Genomic DNA, 17,203 nt, shown 5'->3' with positions numbered 1-17,203 from the left:
ACGGCGGCCGATCGCCGCGAGTCGTCATTGCGAGCGCAGCGAAGCAATCCAGTCCCGCACGGGAGAGCTGGATTGCTTCCCCCGGCTCAAGGCCGGGGTCGCAAGGACGAAATATGGGAAGGCGGGAGGTCGCCTCGCGGCACCGCGCTATCGGAGCGTGCCTAACGGAAGAACCGGAGGATATGGTAGCGGGAGAGGGACTTGAACCCCCGACCCCAGGATTATGATTCCCGTGCTCTAACCAGCTGAGCTACCCCGCCACATCCTCGACGGAGGCGCGCCTATAGAAAGGGGTCGCGCATCGGTCAACATATCCGATGCAATAAGGAACCCGATGCACCATCATCTCGTTCGCGCCGACGATGGTAACATTGGCCAAGAGGACGCTGCGATGGATTTGGTGACGCCGCTGGAAACGATCTGCCGCCTGATCATCCGTGCCCGCGAGATGGAAGCGCAGGTGACGACCAACGAGGCGGACGACGACGAAGACCCCCTCGACGCGGACGACGAATTCTCCGTGATGGACGACGACGCGAACGAGTCGGTCGAGGAAGAGATTCGCGCCCTGCTCGACGATCTGGGCGAGGATCAGGTGCAGGAAATCCTCGCGCTCGCCTGGGTCGGCCGCGGCACCTATGACGCCAGCGAATGGAGCGAGGCGCTGGAGGAGGCGGCCGATACGGGCGGCGAAGGCTCTATCGAGCAATTGCTGGACATGCCGATGCTCGCCGGCCTGCTGGATGCCGGGCTCGCCGCCTTCGACATGACCTGCGAGGGAATCGGCCAGATCGACTGATCGGGTCGGGATAGAAGGCCCGATTTCGTTCGTCATTGCGACCCCGGCCTTGAGCCGGGGTCGCAATGACGGCAGGCCTTAGCGCCCCCGGAACATGTGGCGCGAGAGCGGCTCCCACGGGCCGCCCCGATACCAATAGGCGCCGATCCCGGCGATTCGCACCGGCCGTTCGCGGAAGGACGGCCCCAGTTCCGCCATCAGGGCGCGGGCGGCCTCCGGCGCCACCTTGTTCTGGATCGTGACGTGCGGGCGCCAGCCGGCCGCATCCTGCGGCGTCAGCAGCCCCGCAAACGCATCGGCCAGCGCCGCGCGTATCTCTTCGAGTCCGGGTGACGCGATTCGGATCGCCACGCCGCGACCGAGCGAGATCAGCCCCGTGGCCCGCGCGGGCGGCGGGGCATCCCGCGCCTCCTCCGTCAGGCGCTGGCGCACTTCCTTGGCCGAGGACGGCGGCAGATGGTGAAACAGGGTCAGGTGCGCGGAAAGCTGGTTCCGCTCGGGCGGGAAGTGCGCCCGGCGCAGCCCATCCAACCAGCTTTGGTCTTCGGGCGCGAACAGAGCCGCCACGATGATCGGTGCTGGGATCGGTGCGGGCAGCGGCGCTCCGGTCAGATCTCGACCTGACTGCCCAGTTCCACCACGCGATTGGTGGGCAGGCGGAAAAACTCCATCGCGCTTTCCGCATTGCGCAGCATCCAGGCGAACAGTTTCTCGCGCCACAGCGCCATTCCGGGCCGCGACGAGGCGATCAGCGTCTGCCGGGCGAGGAAGAAGCTGGTCTCCATCATCTTGAAGCTCGGCCCGCATTCGGTGGTGCGGGCGAGCGCCGCCGGCACGTCGGGATCGTCCATGAAGCCGTAGCGGACGACGAGCCGCCAGAAACCCTGCCCCAGATCCTCCAGGAACAGGCGCTTGGACTGATCGAGATAGGGCACGTCCTCGATCTTCACGGTCAGCAGGATCACGCGCTCGTGCAGCACCTTGTTGTGCTTGAGGTTGTGCAGCAGCGCGTGGGGCACGCCGTGCGCGCTGGACGTCATGAACACAGCCGTGCCCGAGACGCGCGTGGCGGAGCCGGCGGCGGACCGGACGAACACGTCGACCGGCATCGTCGCCTCGCGCATCCGCGCGATCATCAGCGCGCGGCCGCGCGCCCAGGTGGTGAGCAATGTGAAGATCACGAAGCCGATCAGCAGCGGAAACCAGCCGCCATCGGGCACCTTGGTGAGATTGGCGGCGAGATAGGCGAAATCGACGAGCAGCAGCGCCACCAGCAACGGGCCGCCGAACCACGGCTTCCACCGCCACAGGCTGAACAGCACGACGCCGATCAGGCAGCTGTCGATCATCATCGCGCCCGAAACGGCGATGCCATACGCGGCGGCGAGGTTCGACGAGCTGCGGAACATCATCACCAGCACCATCACCATCACCATCAGCGCCCAGTTGATGCTGGGGATGTAGATCTGGCCGGCGGCGCTGGAGCTGGTGTGGATGATCCGCAGGCGCGGGATGAAGCCCAGCTGGATCGCCTGCTGCGTGACGGAGAAGGCGCCCGAAATCACCGCCTGGCTGGCGATGATCGTGGCGACGGTGGCGAGGATCACGAGCGGGAAGCGCACATCTTCCGACGCCATCAGGAAGAAGGGATTGTGGACGAGCTGCAGCGCCTGATCGGGCGTCGCCGCGAGGATCATCGCGCCCTGCCCCAGATAATTGAGCATCAGAGCGGGCAGCACGAAGACGAGCCACGACAGGCCGATCGGCTTGCGCCCGAAATGGCCCATGTCGGCATAGAGCGCCTCCGCCCCCGTCACCGCCAGCACGACGGAGCCCATGGCGAGGAAGGCGTGGATGCCGTCGTCGAGGAAGAAGCGGACGGCGTGCCAGGGGTTGAGTGCGTAGAACACGCCCGGCTCTGCCACGATGTTCACGATGCCCAGCACCGCGAGCACGAGGAAATAGAGCACCATCACGGGGCCGAACAGCAAACCGACCTTGCCCACCCCGCGCGACTGGATCGTGAAGAGCGCGAAGAGGATCGTTAGAGCGATCGGCAGGATGAAGGGCGAGAAGCCCGGATTCACGACCGCGAGGCCTTCCACCGCCGTCAGCACCGACATGGCCGGCGTGATCATCGAATCGCCGTAGAAGAGCGCGGTGGCGAACACGCCGAGCAGGACCAGCCCGCGCGTCCAGCGCGCCTTGGTGGATCCCGATCGCGAGATCAGGGCGAGCAGGGCCAGGCTTCCGCCCTCGCCCTTGTTATCCGCCCGCATGATGATGATCACATATTTGACCGTCACCACGATCATCATCGACCAGAAGATCAGGCTCAGGACGCCAAGGATGTTGTCGGGCGTGGGCGGCAGCGTGTGATGCCCGGCGAACGTCTCGCGGAACGCGTAAAGCGGGCTGGTGCCGATATCGCCGAACACGATCCCCACCGCGCCGAGCGCGAGCCGGGCCATTCCTTCCGGATGGCCATGCGTGATCGCGCCGGGAGTCGGCTCCAGAGGATCGGCAGTGGTTGCTATGGTGATGTCGCTGGACATCCGGGACGGGATCCTGACTGGCCGCTGCCTATCCGCAGGCGCCGGCTGGAAAAGGCCCATCGGCAGCGCGCGGCGCGGTATCACGCGCAAACAGCGGCCGCAACAGCACCGGGGCGCAACCACCCCAGCCTGACGTGTCCCTAATCGTCGGTCTGAATTGAACGGATGGTGAATTGCGTGACGAGTCGGTGCACGCCGGGCAGCGATGCCAGCACCTGCCGGTGGATCCGCTCGTAACTGTCGCTGCGCGGCACGAGCACCTTCAGCAGATAATCCGATTCGCCGCTCATCAGATGCGCCTCGCGGATCACGGCGGCGCGCTCGATCGCCTGTTCGAACGCCTCCATCGTCGCGCGCTTCTGATCGGTGAGCGTCACCTGCACGAACACGGTGGAGGGGTGATCCTCCGCCGCGCGAGACAGGCGCGCGCGGTAGCCGATGATCGCGCCGGCCTGCTCCAGCGCCTTCACCCGGCGGTGGGCGGCGGAGGCGGACAGGCCTACACGATTGCCCAGCGCATCATTGGTGAGGGTCGAATCGCTGGCGAGCTGTCGCAATATCTTCTGATCGATCGCATCCATGTGCCTGCGATTGCGCGAAGCGGGGGCATGACGCAATCCGATTGCACGGGATGGCGCCGCCCCGCCGAACTTTCGAATATCGCGCCTGCTTCCGCCGGATAAGCGTTCCTCCAGGGAATAGGAGAGTGCCATGAGAATCGGCGTACCCAAGGAAATCAAGAATCACGAATATCGCGTCGGCCTGACGCCGCCGTCCGTGGCGGAGCTGGTCGCGGCGGGCCATGAGGTGGTGGTCGAGACGAATGCCGGCGCCGGCATCGATTTCGAGGATCGCGACTATGTCGAGGCCGGCGCGCGCATCCTGGCCACCGCCGACGAGGTGTTCGCGCAGGCCGAGATGATCGTGAAGGTGAAGGAGCCGCAGCCGGTGGAGATCGCCCGCCTTCGCCCGCACCACCTGCTCTTCACCTATCTCCATCTGGCCGCCGACAAGCCGCAGGCCGAAGGCCTGATGAAGTCGGGTGCGACCTGCATCGCCTATGAGACGGTGACGAGCCCGCGCGGCGGTCTGCCGCTCTTGAAGCCGATGTCCGAAGTGGCCGGGCGCATGTCCGTGCAGGTCGGCGCGCATTATCTGGAGAAGGAGCAGGGCGGACGCGGCGTGCTGCTGGGCGGCGTGCCCGGCGTGGCCCCGGCGCGAGTCGCGATCCTCGGCGGCGGCATCGCCGGCGTGAATGCCGCGCAGATGGCGGTCGGCATGCGCGCCGACGTAACGATCTACGACATCAACAATGATCGCCTGGCCGAACTGGACATGTTCTTCTCCAGCCAGATCAAGACGGCCTATGCCTCCAAGGCGGCGATCGCCTCGGCCGTGGCCAAGGCGCATCTCGTGATCGGCGCGGTCCTGATTCCGGGCGCGGCCGCCCCCAAGCTCGTCACGCGCGAGATGCTGAAGACGATGAAGCGCGGCTCCGTGCTGGTCGATATCGCGATCGATCAGGGCGGCTGCTTCGAGACGAGCCACGCCACAACGCATGACGATCCCGTGTTCGAAGTGGACGGCATCACCCATTATTGCGTGGCGAACATGCCGGGCGCGGTCGCGCGCACCTCGGCCTTCGCGCTCAACAATGCGACCCTGCCGTTCGCGCTGAAGCTCGCGAACCTCGGCGCGGATGCGGCGATGGCGGCCGACCCGCATCTGGCCAACGGCCTCAACGTCTCGGGCGGCAAGATCCGCCACGCGGCCGTGGCCGAGGCGCTGGACCTGCCGCTGAACTGAGGCTTCTTCTCCCCTCCCTGCCAGGGAGGGGAGGCTCACTTCAGCACTCCACCACGTTCACCGCCAGGCCGCCGAGGCTCGTTTCCTTATATTGGGAGCGCATGTCCTCGCCGGTCTGGCGCATCGTCTCGATCACCGCGTCGAGGCTCACGATATGCCGCCCGTCGCCATGCAGCGCCAGATAGGCCGCGTTGATCGCCTTGATCGCGCCCATCGTGTTGCGCTCGATGCAGGGGATCTGGACGAGCCCGCCAATCGGATCGCAGGTGAGGCCCAAATTATGCTCCATGCCGATCTCGGCGGCATTCTCGATCTGCGCGTTGGTGGCGCCCAGCGCCGCCGCCAGCCCCGCCGCCGCCATCGAGCAGGCGACGCCGACCTCGCCCTGACAGCCCATCTCCGCCGCCGAGATCGACGCGCGCTTCTTGTAGAGAAAGCCGATCGCCGCCGCCGTCGTCAGCAGCAGGCGGCTGCCCGCGCGCGTCGGCGCGGCGGTGAACACCTCATAATATTTCAGCACGGCGGGCAGCACCCCGGCCGCGCCGTTGGTGGGCGCGGTGACGACGCGCCCGCCCGCCGCATTCTCCTCGTTCACGGCCAACGCCCACAGGCTGACCCATTCGAACACCGCCGAGGGATCGCTGCGGGGGCCCCGCGCCAGCAGGCGACCATGGAGATCGCGCGCGCGGCGGCGCACGTTGAGCCCACCCGGCAGCATGCCCTCGCCGCGCAGCCCGCGATCAATGCAATCCACCATCGCCCCGCGCACCGCATCGAGGAACGCGTCCGTTTCGGCCGCCGGTCGCCACGACAGCTCGTTCGCATCCACGATCTGGCCGATGGTGAGGCCGGTCTTGTCGCCGATCCGCAGCAATTCCTCGCCGGAGCTGAACGGATGCGCGAGCGTGAAATTCACGCGCAGCGGCGGCTCGCCCTCGCGCAGGATCGCGCCGCCACCGATCGAGAAATAGACCGCCTCCGTCTCCTGACCGTCGACATAGCGCGCGGTGAAGCGCACCGCATTGGCATGGCCGTCAAGGAAGCGACCCTTGTGGAAGAGCAGGTCGGTCGCTTCGTCGAAGGGAATCGCGAGGCGCCCCCCGAAAGCGAGGCTTTTGTCGGCGCGGATCGCCGCGATCGCATCCGATATGCCATCGGGATCCACCGTCTCCGGCGCCTCTCCCGCCAGCCCCAGCAGCACGGCGAGATCGGTCGCATGGCCATGGCCGGTCAGCGCGAGCGACCCGTAGAGATCGCAGCGCACGCGCTCCACCTCGCCGCCCGCCAGCGCCCGCTCTGCGAAATCGCGCGCGGCGCGCATCGGGCCGACCGTGTGCGAACTGGAAGGCCCGATGCCGATCGTGAAAAGCTCGGTGAGGCTGATCGCCTGCCCCACGTCGATCCTTTCGATCACGCGGGGCGCGCGATCCTCTTCGGGCAGGGGCGAGGCACTGGGCACTGGAGCAGAGTTTCCGAATATAAGGGGCGTGGACGGCGTAGGCCGTCGATCGGCCCACCAGAGCGCGGCGGCACGCCTACGTCAACCGGAAGATATCGAAACCGCTAAGCAGCCGTTCGAAATTGACGGGTTTTTGCATTGCAGCGAACAATCGTTGCGGTTTCCAACACGCCGCCTTGCCATGGCCACGACAGCAGCGGGATCGGCCGGTGCTGGACAGGCGCGGCCGGGATGCTTAGTCCGCGCCGCTCGCCCATCAGATCCAAGGGATTCGCAAAACCATGTCCGACATTATCGCAGCCGAGCAGCTGCGCCTGTTCATCGAGCGCATCGAGCGGCTTGAGGAAGAGAAGAAGGGCATGGCCGACGATATTCGCGACGTTTACAACGAGGCGAAATCGTCGGGCTATGACGCCAAGACGATGCGCGCCATCGTGCGCCTCCGGAAGATGGAGAAGCATGCGCGTGACGAGGCCGAAGCCCTGCTGGAAACCTACAAGGCCGCCCTCGGCCTCGGCTGATAACGGGAGCCGCGCCGCATGGTGACCGCCTCGGCCGTCATGCGCGCGGCGGTCCTGTCTCTGGGCCGGATCGGTTTCGACGGACTCGCGGCCCTGCTGCTGGTCGTGATCGGCACGAACCTGCTGGATTTCCTGACGGCGCCCGCGCCCGGCGCCACGCCGGACGCAGCCTTCGCGCTGGCCGCCATCGTCCGCATCGGCAGCGTCATCTGGATCGGCTATGTGGTCCAGGCCAAGCTGGTGGGATCGCGCGCCGCCTTCCTCATCGGCACCGCTTTCTGGCGCTTCGCGGCGCTCCAGATCGCAGCCCTCCTCGGCATGATGCTGGTGCGCCTGATCATCCTGCGGATCGCGCCGCCCGCGCCCACTCTGGTGGGCGAATGGACCAGCAATCTGGTCGGTCTGGCGATCTGGGGCCTGCTGTCGATCCGGCTGCTGGCCTGGAATGCCGGGCTCGCCGCCGATGCCCCGTTCGGAGCGCTGGGCGCGATCTGGCGTGGCCAGAGCGGCCATGACGGCGCGATCGCCGGTGCGTTCATCGGGCTCGCGCTCCCGCCCGCCGCCTTTCACCTCGCCCTCACGCTCGTCGCCGTCCGCATGACGATGTCGCCGCAATCGCATGTCACGATCGCGGTGCTGGACGGCCTGTTCTCCGCCCTCCAGCTCGCGCTCACCTGCGCGATCGGCGCCGTCGCTCTGCGGCTGGCGAGCCGGCCGGAACCGCGCTAGAGGGCGCGTTCCTCTTCAGTCCGAAAGAATGAGAAGACGCCGACATGGCCGGCCACAGCAAATTCAAGAACATCATGCATCGCAAGGGCGCGCAGGACAAAAAGCGCGCCGTTCTGTTCTCCAAGCTCGCCCGCGAGATCACCGTGGCCGCCAAGAGCGGCCTGCCCGATCCGGCGATGAATGCGCGCCTGCGTTCGGCAATCCTCGCCGCGCGCGCGCAATCGATGCCGAACGACAATATCAAGCGGTCGATCGACAAGGCGGCGGGTGCGGAAGGCGCCAATTATGACGAGATCCGCTACGAGGGCTTCGGCCCCGGCGGCGTCGCGCTGATCGTCGAGACGCTGACGGACAATCGCAACCGCACCGCCACCAACGTGCGCCTGGCATTCTCCAAGAATGGCGGCAACCTGGGTGCGCCGAATGCCGTGAGCCACGGCTTCGATCGGCTCGGCCTGATCAACTATCCGCCCAAGGCCGGCGATGCCGAAAAGGTGTTCGAGGCCGCGCTGGAAGCCGGCGCCGACGATGTCGAGAGCGGCGAGGACGGCCATTCGATCTGGACCGCGCAGGATTCGCTCCACGAAGTCGCCAAGGCGCTGGAGCCCGTGCTGGGTGAACCGGAGGGTATCAAGCTCGCGTGGCGCCCGCAGACGCAGGTGACCGTCAACGAGGACGATGCCGGCACGCTGCTGAAGCTGATCGACGCGCTGGAAGACGATGACGACGTCCAGACCGTGTGGGGCAATTATGACGTGCCCGACGACGTGATGGAGAAGCTGGGCTGATCCGCCCCGGCGCATCGGCCCGCTCATGCTGATCCTCGGCCTCGATCCGGGGCTCGGCACGACGGGCTGGGGCGTGATCCGCGCGGATGGCAACCGCCTTTCGCACGTCGCCAACGGCCAGATCCGGACGGATGCGTCGATGGCGCTCCCGCGCCGGCTGGCGTTGCTCCACGGCGCGATCGTCGAGGTGGTGCGATCCTACGATCTCGATGGCGCCGCGGTCGAGGAAGTCCTCGGCAATTCCAACGCGCAATCGACGCTCAAGCTGGGTCAGGCGCGCGGCATGGCGCTATTGGCCGCCGCGCAGGCCGATCTCGTCATCGGCGAATATCATCCGAGCGTGGTGAAGAAGGCCGTCGTCGGCACCGGCGGCGCGGAGAAGAAGCAGGTGCAGGCGATGGTCGCGCGCCTCCTGCCCGGCGCGAAGGTCGCCGGCGCGGATGCGGCGGACGCGCTCGCCGTCGCCATCACCCACGCCCATCATGTCGCCACCGCGCGGCGCCTCATTCCCACGCGCGCGCCGCTTTCCTGATTTGATCGGGAGTGCGCCTGTGCGCACATCGGCACCGGCCCAAAGCGCACTCTCTCGCGCATTTCGAAAAAGACTCTAAAGCTCGCCCGATGATCGCACGTCTCGCCGGAGCCCTCGCCGAAACCACCGCGGATGCCGCCGTCATCGATGTCGGCGGGGTCGGCTATCTGGTGCAGGCGTCGAGCAGGACATTGTCCGCGCTGCCCGAGGCGGGCGGCCACGTGATCCTCTTCACCGAAATGCAGGTGCGCGAGGATGCGATCACGCTGTTCGGCTTCGGTTCGGCCGGCGAGCGCGACTGGTTCCGCCTGCTGACCTCGGTGCAGGGCGTGGGCGGCCGCGTGGCGCTGGCCATCCTGTCCGTGCTCGATCCCGCCGAATTGTCGCGTGCGATCGCTGCCGGCGACAAGGCGATGGTCGCACGCGCGAACGGAGTCGGCCCCAAACTCGCCCAGCGGATCGTGATGGAGCTGAAGGACAAAGCGGGCGCGGCGATACCCCTCGGTTCGGCCACGTCTTCCGCGCCCACGCCGGCCGGCAACACCGAGGCCGACGCGGTCTCCGCCCTGTCCAATCTCGGCTTCCGCCCGGCCGAAGCGTCCCGCGCCGTAGCCGCCGCGGTCGAGGAACTGGGCGACGGCGCCAGCCTCGACGCGCTCGTGCGCCTCGCGCTCAGGAAAGCGTCGCGCTGACCGTGCGCCACGCGGCGGCGATGGCCGTCGCCGTGATCTCGGCATCCTCCAGCGTCGTCGCGGCCGAACTCACCGAGATCCGCATCACCCATTGCCCGCGCCAGCTGGAGGCGCCGGCGAACAGCACCGCATCCTTCTGAACCTGCGCGATCGTCGCGAGCGTGGCGGCATCGTCGTCGCCAAAGCGCAGGATCAGCTGATTCAACTCGACCGGCACCACCACTGTTATGCCCGGCTCGCTCGCCAGCCGCTCCCCGATCCGCGCGGCGATCGCGCAGCAACGCTCCACCATCTCGGCAATGCCGCTGCGCCCCATCTGCCGGATCATCGCCCAGGTGGAAAAGCCGCGCGCGCGCCGCGAAAGCTCGGGAACGAACGCGGAGGGCTCCCGCTCGCTGTCGGCGGCAGGTGGCAGATAGCTGGCGGAGAAGGCCATCGCCCGCTGATGCGCGACGGGATCGCGCACGATCGCGAAGCCGCAATCATAGGGCGTCTGCAGCCACTTATGGCCGTCGGTCGCCCAGCTATCCGCCCCCTCCACGCCCGCCGTCAGAGGGCGCAGCGCCGGGCTCGCATGCGCCCACAGGCCGAAGGCGCCGTCCACATGCAGCCATGCGCCCGCCGCGCGACACAGCGGCACGATCTCGGCAAAGGGATCGCTCGCGCCCGTATTGATCTGCCCCGATTGGGCGATGACGATCGCCGGGCCGCCTTCCTCCGCCAGCGCCTGCTCCAGCGCGGCGGGCAGCATGCGCCCCGCCTCGTCGGTCGCAATGGTGGACACGCGCTGCGCACCCAGCCCGAGAAACTTCAGTCCGGAAAAGACGGTCGCATGGGCATCGGCCCCGATCAACACGCGCAGCGGCGGCGCCCCGAACAATCCGTCCGCCTCCACATCCCAACCGACGCGGCGCAGCATCTCGCTCCGCGCGGCGGCCAAGCACACGAAATTCGCGATCGTCGCCCCCGTGACGAAACCGACCGACGCCTCCGCCGGCAGCCCCAGCAGATCCAGCAACCATCCCGCCGCCACCGCCTCGATCGCGGAGGCCGCAGGGGCCGCGAGAATGTTTCCGCCATTCTGCCCCCACGCCGAGGTCAGCCAGTCCGCCGCCACGCCGGTCGGATGCGAATTGCCGATCACCCAGCCGTAGAAGCGCGGCGCGGTGGAGGCCCGGATGCCGGGCGTGGCCCTCGTCACCAGTTCGTCGAGGATCACCGCAGGCTCGGCGCCCCGCTCCGGCACCGGCGCCGCGAACGCCGCCAGCATCTCGGCATAGCTCGCCGTCGGCGTCGTTTCCGCCGTGGCGATCGCGCGACGATAGGCGATGGCCGCCTCCGCCGCCCGGCCCATCGCGTCCAGTCCTGCCTCGATGCTCATCGCGCCCTCTTTTCGTCGTGCCTCTCTCCACCGTCCTAGCGTGGCGAAACGATGGCGCCTCCCGCGCCTTGCGCTCAAAAAAGCGGCTGGGTTGCGGCGGCGGCGCGGGCTAGATGCACCGGATGTCGGACGAAGATCGCCTGCTCACCCCCACGCGCCTGGCCGACGATGCCGATGTCGCGCTGCGCCCCAAGACGCTGGCCGAGTTCGTCGGGCAGAAAGGGGCGCGCGACAATCTCCGCGTCTTCCTCGATGCCGCCAAGGCGCGCGGCGAGGCACTGGATCATGTCCTCTTCTTCGGCCCGCCCGGTCTCGGCAAGACCACGCTCGCCCAGATCATCGCGCGCGAGTTGGGTGTCGGCTTCCGTGCCACCTCCGGCCCGGTCATCGTCAAGTCGGGTGACCTTGCCGCCCTCCTCACGAATCTGGAGGAAGGCGACGTCCTCTTCATCGACGAGATCCACCGCCTCGCCCCCGCCGTCGAGGAAGTGCTGTATCCGGCGATGGAGGATCGCGCGCTGGACATCATGATCGGCGAAGGGCCCTCCGCCCGCTCGGTCCGCATCGATCTGCCGCGCTTCACGCTCGTCGGCGCCACCACCCGGCAGGGCCTGCTGACCACGCCGCTGCGCGACCGCTTCGGCATCCCCGTCCGCCTGCAATTCTACGACGTGGACGAATTGCAGCAGGTCGTCTCCCGCGCCGCGCGCCTGCTTGGCCTACCCCTGACGCCGGATGGCGCGCACGAAGTCGCCCGCCGCTCGCGGGGCACGCCCCGCATCGCCGGGCGTCTCCTGCGCCGCGTCCGCGATTTCGCGCACGCCGCCGGCAATGCGACGGTCGATGCGCCGGCGGCCGACGCCGCCCTCACGCGCATGGAGGTGGACGGCTTGGGCCTCGACGCGATGGACCGGCGCTATCTGCTGATGATCGCCGACATCTATCGCGGCGGCCCGGTCGGCGTGGAAACGCTCGCGGCCGGCCTCGGCGAACCGCGCGACACGATCGAGGAAGTGATCGAGCCCTATCTGATCCAGCTCGGCCTCGTCGCCCGCACCGCCCGCGGCCGCTGCCTCACCGGCCGCGCCTGGACCCACTTGGGCCTGCCCGCACCCAAGACCGCACAGGACGGCCTGTTCGACTGACCCGTCATCCCAGCGAAGGCCGGAATCTCGTGCGGCGGGAACCCCTGCCGCGTCCGCCCTCCGGCACACAAACGAAAAGGCCCGCCGGATCGCTCCGGCGGGCCCTCTCTCGTTCCGTTCGCTCCCGCGTTTAGCGGCGGTCGCCCATGAAGCGGAGCAGGAACAGGAACAGGTTGATGAAGTCGAGATAGAGCTGCAGCGCGCCCATGATCACCGACTTGCCGATCATCGCCGAGCCCTGCACCTGGAAGTACATGCTCTTGATGCGCTGCGTGTCATAGGCGGTGAGGCCCGCGAACAGCAGCACGCCGACGAAGCTGACGACCAGGTCCAGCGCCGACGACTTCAGGAACATGTTGATCAGGCTCGCCACGACGAGGCCGACCACGCCCATGATCAGGAACGTGCCGAAGCCCGACAGATCCTTCTTCGTGGTGTAGCCGAACAGGCTGAGGCCCGCGAACGCGGCGGCGGTCGCGAAGAAGGCCTGCGCGATCGAGGTGCCGGTATAGACCAGCAGGATCGTCGAGAGCGAGAGGCCCATCAGCACCGCATAGCCCCAGAAGAGCGCCTTGGCGGTGCCTTCCGTGATCCGGTTGATGCCGAAGCTCAGCCACATCACCACGCCCAGCGGCGCGAGCATGACGACCCACTTCAGCGGACCGCCGTTGATCACCATCTGCGCGGCATAGCTGTTATTGCCGCCGTCGGTAGCCGTATTGTAGGCGAACAGCAGGGCGACGATGCCGGTCAGCAGCACCGCCGACGACATGTAATTGTAGACCGAAAGCATGTACGACCTGAGACCCGCGTCGCGCGCGCCTGCGCCGATGCCGACGTTGGTCGACTGCGCGGTCGTGCCCCAGGGGTCGGACCGATTTGCCATCTCGAAGAAACTCCTCTCGCGCCACATCGCGCTATGCGTGAATATCGGCCCGAACGCCGTGTGATTCAAGAGAGGCATTGCGTTAACATGATCGACCAGAAGGCGCGCCGTGCCCGAATTGCGTGGCGATGAACGAAGTCGAAGCCTAGGATCCGTCACGGGAAATACTTGAGAAACACGTGATGGCCCGTCTGTTCGCCGCGCTGCGGCCGCCACCCGCGATGCGAGAGCGCCTGCGCGCGACGATGCACGGCCTGCCCGGCGCCCGCTGGCAAAGCGACGAGCAACTTCATCTCACCGTGCGATTCATTGGCGACGTGGATCGCCACCGGCAGGCGGACATCGCCGCCGCCCTCGGCCGGATCCACGCACCAGCCCTGATGTTGGGGGTCGAGGGGGTCGGCGCGTTCGACAGCAAGGGCCGGCCCAACAGCCTCTGGGCCGCGATCCCGGCGGCGAACGATCTCACCCGGATCGCGAAATCCGTCGATCGGGCGATGGTCGATGTCGGCCTCGCGCCGGAAACGCGCGCATTCCGCCCGCACGTCACGCTGGCCCGCCTCGGTCGCGACGCGATGCCGCCGGACGGCTGGCTCGCGGTCCATGCCGGGCTCGCGCACGAGCCCGCGCCCTTCACGCACCTCTATCTCTACGAGAGCATTCTCGGCCGCGAGGGCTCAACCTACGTGATCGTCGAACGCTACCCGCTGGCTTAGCACGGATCGCGCGGCCCGATTCGTCCTTGCGAGCAGAACAGCCGCTATCCCCGAAGAGTCGCCGCCAGGCCGCGATCACTTCGCTTGAACGCTCCCATCCACGCGTCTGGACGCACCCGGATATCCACCAGCCGCCGCGCACGAACCAGACGGCACACACGCAAAGAAAAAGGGGCCGGCGTTTCCGCCGACCCCTCTTCCTTGATCGCTTTGGCAGCGGATCGGGAAATTACATTCCCGAACCCGGACCGAAGGTGATCTCCACGCGCCGGTTCTGCGGCTCGCGTACACCATCGGCCGTGTCGACCAGCGGACGGCTCTCACCGAACGCTTCGGTCGAGAGCGCCGTCTCCGGCACGCCCTTCGACGTCAGGTAAGCCTTCACCGAGTCAGCGCGACGCTGCGACAGGCCAACGTTGTAGCTGTCCGAACCCGACTTGTCGGTGTGACCGGCGAGCATGACCGAAGCCTGGCCCGTGGTCGCATAAGCCTGAGCGGCGTTGTCGAGGATCGACGAAGCCTCCGGCGTGATCGCCGACTTATCCCAGTCGAAGAACACGATGAACGGACCCGGGGTCGCCGGCGGAGGCGGCGGCGGGGGAGGCGGCGGCGGCGGAGGCGGCGGCGGCGGCGGGGGAGGCGGCGGCGGCGGCGGAGCAGCCGGTTCGCCGAAGTTGTAGATCAGGCTCGCCAGCAGGCTGTGCGAACGGAACTTTGCCTTCGTCTCGCCAGCGGCGAGGGCATTGAAGGTGTTGCTCGCGACGCTCACGCCATAGACGTTGAAGAAGCGATACTTGGCGCCGATGTCGATCTTGTCGGTGATCGGATACAGCACGCCGGCCAGCACCTGCCACGCGAAGCGGCTGTCGCTGCCGTCGGCATACGGGATGCCGCCGTACAGGCGATACGAGTCATACTTCACGCGGGCGATACCGGCACCGGCGCCGACATAACCGTTGACCGAATTGTCGTCGCCGAAGTTCAGCAGGGCGTTGCCCATGAAGCTCAGGACATTCGTCGAACCGCTGGCATAGCCGAAATAGCGGCCGGCAGGCAGGCCGCCGATACGGGTCGTCGTGTCATGACCGGCGGTCTCGGCACGCTTGTAGCCGACTTCGCCTTCGAGGCGGACCATGCCCAGATCATAGCCGACGACGCCATCGACGTCGAAACCGGTCTTGTGATTGGCGGTCGCCGCAGGCGCAACCGCGCCAATGTTGATCTTGGTATCTTCGACGATCATACCGCCGGCTTCGATACCAACGTACCACGCCTTGTCTTTGGCCATCGCCGGCGCTGCGAGCGCCGTAGAGGCCAAAACAGCCATCATGGCAATTCTGCGCATCTCAAACCCCTTTTCTGCACGGTGCTCGTGGGGAGCATCGCGGTTCCTACTCATCACCATGTTTTCACGCAAGGCGCAAGAACGTGGACTGTTGCCGAAATGTCTCCCATTGCGCACGTGCACAATCGTTCTGACAGGCGAACAAGCGGCTAAACCCGGATCATGACAGTCGGTTTCATCACTGGCCAGATTTTTTAGGAACTGATCAGACCGTGTGACCTTAATGCAACAAGGATCACCCCCAAAGCCGCGCGCGCTTCGGTATCAACGACGCTTCCGCCCGCCGGCGCACTGATGCCGGAAAGCCGCGGCCCCACCACCTGCACTCCGCCGATTTTCAGCACGGTGGCCACGGCCGCACCGTCTCCCCAGATCGCGGAACCGCGCTCGATCCGGACCCCGCTGCCCTTGAGGCGGAAGGCCATGCCTTCCTTCGCGGGTGCAAACCGCCAGCCGCCGGCCGTCCAGATCGCGACGGCGTCCGCCTGCCCGGCCCAGTCGCCAGTGGGCGCCGGTCCCACGATCCAGGCCTGCCCCGGCGCCGGCATCGCGGGCGGATGATCCTCGCCCACGGATTCGACCATTCCGGCAAGAATTCCGTCGATCACTATCAGCGCTTCGTTGTGGAGAGCTTCTTTCTGCGCCTGTCCCGCCTGAAGCAGTGGCAGGGACAGGCGCGGCGTGGTCTCGCTCATGCTTCGGTCCTCACAGGGAAAAAGTCTGGCTGGTCGGCTGGGAAGCCCCGAACCGTCCGAGTTGCACGACCGAGACGGTCAGGGGCTGCGTGCCCGCCAGCAGGCCGGGCGGCTGTTCGCCGGGCGGATAGTCGAAGCCCGCCGCGCTCCGCTCGATGATCCAATCGGTTTCGCCGACCGCCAGCGTCAGGCGATAAAACTCCCGATCCTCGTCCAGCGGGACCTCCGCGCCATCAAGCCAGGCCCACCCGCTCCGGCTGCGGCGGATCCAGCCGATCCGGATCGTGCCGTCCCCCATCCGGCGCGCATCGAGCGCCACCGGGCCCGGCGGCCGCAGACCGCGACCGATCACGATCCCCTCCCGCGTGGCCGGCGAGGCCGTCTCGCCCGGCCCCAGCGCGCTCACCGCGATCGGACCGCCGAGCGCCGCGCCCGGCAGGTCGATCGGCATCAGCCGCCGCCGTGCAACAGCAACTGCGCCGCGATCGTCTCCACCAGCACGGGCGCGATCAATCCCGCGCCCCGCTCCGGGCCGGTCGCGGCATAGACCGGCACGCCCGCCGCGCCCTCCGCCACGATCCGCACCGCGCGCTGCGCGATCGCATTGCCCAGATAGGCCTCGGCCACCTGCGCCTCATAGGATCGCGGCCAGGCCCCCGCCACGAGGCCCCCGCCCAAAATCCCCTGCGGCGCCCGCACCAAAGCCGGCCGCGCGGACGCCTCCGCGCGCTTCCCGAAAAGTCGCATGATAATCTCCTGATTCCGCGCCGGGCGCGGTTGATTCATATCTCGGGCGAGGATGTGGCTCTGTCGCTCCCCTCTCTGGAAGGGAGGGGCTGGGGGTGGGTCGCCCCGCTCGCGGCTACGTCATCCGCCGATAGTCACCCACCCCTCAATCCCCTCCCTTCCAGGGAGGGGAGGCCGACAACCGCGACCTATGGTCAGCTGTCGAACGGCCTACGACAAAAGGGCTGGAGCGGCCCGAGGAACCCGCGCTCTTCCGCGCCCTTCCTTCTCTCCGCGCCTCCGCGTGATCAAAACTGACGTTCGCGTTCGCCGGCAGGATGGGCATGAGTGAAGCGATCATCCCGCCAGATGAGAAATGGCGCGACCCCATTTCACGCTTCCGCAGAAACCCATCATCGTCGCGACAA

At 67.4% G+C, this 17,203-nt stretch carries 19 protein-coding genes and 1 tRNA gene; 9 read left to right on the top strand and 11 right to left on the bottom strand.

Annotated elements, in window-relative coordinates:
* Positions 1-183 precede the first annotated feature (183 nt).
* Positions 184-260 (bottom strand) — tRNA-Met (locus HL653_RS06870).
* Positions 261-391: 131 nt separating this feature from the next.
* Between HL653_RS06870 and HL653_RS06865 the strand changes: the two genes are divergently transcribed.
* The gene (locus HL653_RS06865; protein ID WP_171743861.1) at positions 392-799 is read left to right on the top strand and encodes a DUF3775 domain-containing protein; all 408 of its coding nucleotides are present in this window, start codon (positions 392-394) and stop codon (positions 797-799) included.
* 78 nt (positions 800-877) lie between these two features.
* On the opposite strand, the gene HL653_RS06860 is transcribed toward HL653_RS06865, so the two are convergent.
* The 3 genes from HL653_RS06860 to HL653_RS06850 all read right to left on the bottom strand — a co-directional run bounded on the left by HL653_RS06860 (position 878) and on the right by HL653_RS06850 (position 3,935).
* Positions 878-1,366 carry a 2'-5' RNA ligase family protein gene (locus HL653_RS06860; protein ID WP_253717668.1) on the bottom strand — a complete coding sequence of 163 codons (489 nt, stop codon included), beginning with the start codon at positions 1,364-1,366 and terminating at the stop codon, positions 878-880.
* Positions 1,367-1,407: 41 nt separating this feature from the next.
* On the bottom strand, positions 1,408-3,270 hold the full coding sequence (locus HL653_RS06855) for a potassium transporter Kup (protein WP_253718004.1): 1,863 nt from the start codon (positions 3,268-3,270) through the stop codon (positions 1,408-1,410).
* 224 nt (positions 3,271-3,494) lie between these two features.
* Positions 3,495-3,935: an Lrp/AsnC family transcriptional regulator gene (locus HL653_RS06850; protein ID WP_171743859.1), complete on the bottom strand. Its 441-nt coding sequence runs from the start codon at positions 3,933-3,935 to the stop codon at positions 3,495-3,497.
* A 130-nt stretch (positions 3,936-4,065) separates the two neighbouring features.
* Here HL653_RS06850 and ald point away from each other — a divergent pair, with 130 nt between their 5' ends.
* Positions 4,066-5,160, top strand: a complete 1,095-nt coding sequence (ald, locus tag HL653_RS06845; RefSeq protein WP_171743858.1) for an alanine dehydrogenase — start codon at positions 4,066-4,068, stop codon at positions 5,158-5,160.
* Positions 5,161-5,200: 40 nt separating this feature from the next.
* On the opposite strand, the gene HL653_RS06840 is transcribed toward ald, so the two are convergent.
* Entirely contained in the window at positions 5,201-6,574 is a 1,374-nt protein-coding gene (locus HL653_RS06840; protein ID WP_253717665.1) for an L-serine ammonia-lyase, read from the bottom strand.
* A 326-nt stretch (positions 6,575-6,900) separates the two neighbouring features.
* Here HL653_RS06840 and HL653_RS06835 point away from each other — a divergent pair, with 326 nt between their 5' ends.
* The 5 genes from HL653_RS06835 (at position 6,901) to ruvA (ending at position 9,881) form a co-directional block, all read left to right on the top strand.
* Positions 6,901-7,140 carry a DUF2312 domain-containing protein gene (locus HL653_RS06835; RefSeq protein WP_171743857.1) on the top strand — a complete coding sequence of 80 codons (240 nt, stop codon included), beginning with the start codon at positions 6,901-6,903 and terminating at the stop codon, positions 7,138-7,140.
* A gap of 18 nt (positions 7,141-7,158) precedes the next feature.
* On the top strand, positions 7,159-7,869 hold the full coding sequence (locus HL653_RS06830; protein ID WP_171743856.1) for a hypothetical protein: 711 nt from the start codon (positions 7,159-7,161) through the stop codon (positions 7,867-7,869).
* Positions 7,870-7,913: 44 nt separating this feature from the next.
* Positions 7,914-8,657 carry a YebC/PmpR family DNA-binding transcriptional regulator gene (locus HL653_RS06825; RefSeq protein WP_171743855.1) on the top strand — a complete coding sequence of 248 codons (744 nt, stop codon included), beginning with the start codon at positions 7,914-7,916 and terminating at the stop codon, positions 8,655-8,657.
* Between the two features lie 25 nt (positions 8,658-8,682).
* Positions 8,683-9,189, top strand: coding sequence for a crossover junction endodeoxyribonuclease RuvC (ruvC, locus tag HL653_RS06820; RefSeq protein ID WP_171743854.1), 507 nt, complete (start codon positions 8,683-8,685; stop codon positions 9,187-9,189).
* An 89-nt stretch (positions 9,190-9,278) separates the two neighbouring features.
* Entirely contained in the window at positions 9,279-9,881 is a 603-nt protein-coding gene (ruvA, locus tag HL653_RS06815; RefSeq protein ID WP_171743853.1) for a Holliday junction branch migration protein RuvA, read from the top strand.
* Here ruvA and HL653_RS06810 read toward each other — a convergent pair.
* Positions 9,862-11,262: a pyridoxal-dependent decarboxylase gene (locus HL653_RS06810; RefSeq protein WP_171743852.1), complete on the bottom strand. Its 1,401-nt coding sequence runs from the start codon at positions 11,260-11,262 to the stop codon at positions 9,862-9,864. The genes ruvA and HL653_RS06810 overlap by 20 nt on opposite strands.
* A gap of 122 nt (positions 11,263-11,384) precedes the next feature.
* Here HL653_RS06810 and ruvB point away from each other — a divergent pair, with 122 nt between their 5' ends.
* On the top strand, positions 11,385-12,407 hold the full coding sequence (gene ruvB, locus HL653_RS06805) for a Holliday junction branch migration DNA helicase RuvB (protein WP_171743851.1): 1,023 nt from the start codon (positions 11,385-11,387) through the stop codon (positions 12,405-12,407).
* Positions 12,408-12,537: 130 nt separating this feature from the next.
* Here the strand turns inward: ruvB and HL653_RS06800 are convergent, their stop codons facing one another.
* Positions 12,538-13,293, bottom strand: coding sequence for a Bax inhibitor-1/YccA family protein (locus HL653_RS06800; RefSeq protein WP_171743850.1), 756 nt, complete (start codon positions 13,291-13,293; stop codon positions 12,538-12,540).
* A gap of 182 nt (positions 13,294-13,475) precedes the next feature.
* Here HL653_RS06800 and thpR point away from each other — a divergent pair, with 182 nt between their 5' ends.
* Positions 13,476-14,009: an RNA 2',3'-cyclic phosphodiesterase gene (gene thpR / locus HL653_RS06795; protein WP_171743849.1), complete on the top strand. Its 534-nt coding sequence runs from the start codon at positions 13,476-13,478 to the stop codon at positions 14,007-14,009.
* Between the two features lie 229 nt (positions 14,010-14,238).
* On the opposite strand, the gene HL653_RS06790 is transcribed toward thpR, so the two are convergent.
* The 4 genes from HL653_RS06790 to HL653_RS06775 all read right to left on the bottom strand — a co-directional run bounded on the left by HL653_RS06790 (position 14,239) and on the right by HL653_RS06775 (position 16,796).
* On the bottom strand, positions 14,239-15,354 hold the full coding sequence (locus HL653_RS06790) for an OmpA family protein (protein ID WP_171743848.1): 1,116 nt from the start codon (positions 15,352-15,354) through the stop codon (positions 14,239-14,241).
* A gap of 194 nt (positions 15,355-15,548) precedes the next feature.
* The gene (locus tag HL653_RS06785) at positions 15,549-16,049 is read right to left on the bottom strand and encodes a DUF2793 domain-containing protein (RefSeq protein WP_171743847.1); all 501 of its coding nucleotides are present in this window, start codon (positions 16,047-16,049) and stop codon (positions 15,549-15,551) included.
* Positions 16,050-16,059: 10 nt separating this feature from the next.
* Positions 16,060-16,500: a hypothetical protein gene (locus HL653_RS06780; protein ID WP_171743846.1), complete on the bottom strand. Its 441-nt coding sequence runs from the start codon at positions 16,498-16,500 to the stop codon at positions 16,060-16,062.
* Entirely contained in the window at positions 16,500-16,796 is a 297-nt protein-coding gene (locus tag HL653_RS06775; protein ID WP_171743845.1) for a hypothetical protein, read from the bottom strand. The genes HL653_RS06780 and HL653_RS06775 overlap by 1 nt, the downstream gene beginning before the upstream one ends.
* Positions 16,797-17,203: the final 407 nt, after the last annotated feature.

It is taken from the genome of Sphingomonas sp. AP4-R1 (assembly GCF_013113735.1).
Taxonomy (GTDB): Bacteria; Pseudomonadota; Alphaproteobacteria; order Sphingomonadales; family Sphingomonadaceae; genus Sphingomonas_I.
The sequence above is the reverse complement of the archived record's forward strand: the minus strand, read 5'-3'. Positions and strand labels throughout refer to the sequence as shown.

Coding starts and splice junctions, on each gene's coding strand:
- HL653_RS06780 (WP_171743846.1), bottom strand. CDS start 16,500: ATGCCGATCGACCTGCCGGGCGCGGCGCTCGGCGGTCCGATCGCGGTG.
- HL653_RS06785 (WP_171743847.1), bottom strand. CDS start 16,049: ATGAGCGAGACCACGCCGCGCCTGTCCCTGCCACTGCTTCAGGCGGGA.
- HL653_RS06855 (WP_253718004.1), bottom strand. CDS start 3,270: ATGGCCCGGCTCGCGCTCGGCGCGGTGGGGATCGTGTTCGGCGATATC.
- ald (WP_171743858.1), top strand. CDS start 4,066: ATGAGAATCGGCGTACCCAAGGAAATCAAGAATCACGAATATCGCGTC.
- ruvB (WP_171743851.1), top strand. CDS start 11,385: ATGTCGGACGAAGATCGCCTGCTCACCCCCACGCGCCTGGCCGACGAT.
- thpR (WP_171743849.1), top strand. CDS start 13,476: ATGGCCCGTCTGTTCGCCGCGCTGCGGCCGCCACCCGCGATGCGAGAG.
- ruvC (WP_171743854.1), top strand. CDS start 8,683: ATGCTGATCCTCGGCCTCGATCCGGGGCTCGGCACGACGGGCTGGGGC.
- HL653_RS06835 (WP_171743857.1), top strand. CDS start 6,901: ATGTCCGACATTATCGCAGCCGAGCAGCTGCGCCTGTTCATCGAGCGC.
- HL653_RS06830 (WP_171743856.1), top strand. CDS start 7,159: ATGGTGACCGCCTCGGCCGTCATGCGCGCGGCGGTCCTGTCTCTGGGC.
- HL653_RS06775 (WP_171743845.1), bottom strand. CDS start 16,796: ATGCGACTTTTCGGGAAGCGCGCGGAGGCGTCCGCGCGGCCGGCTTTG.
- HL653_RS06865 (WP_171743861.1), top strand. CDS start 392: ATGGATTTGGTGACGCCGCTGGAAACGATCTGCCGCCTGATCATCCGT.
- HL653_RS06850 (WP_171743859.1), bottom strand. CDS start 3,935: ATGGATGCGATCGATCAGAAGATATTGCGACAGCTCGCCAGCGATTCG.
- HL653_RS06825 (WP_171743855.1), top strand. CDS start 7,914: ATGGCCGGCCACAGCAAATTCAAGAACATCATGCATCGCAAGGGCGCG.
- HL653_RS06790 (WP_171743848.1), bottom strand. CDS start 15,354: ATGCGCAGAATTGCCATGATGGCTGTTTTGGCCTCTACGGCGCTCGCA.
- ruvA (WP_171743853.1), top strand. CDS start 9,279: ATGATCGCACGTCTCGCCGGAGCCCTCGCCGAAACCACCGCGGATGCC.
- HL653_RS06800 (WP_171743850.1), bottom strand. CDS start 13,293: ATGGCAAATCGGTCCGACCCCTGGGGCACGACCGCGCAGTCGACCAAC.
- HL653_RS06810 (WP_171743852.1), bottom strand. CDS start 11,262: ATGAGCATCGAGGCAGGACTGGACGCGATGGGCCGGGCGGCGGAGGCG.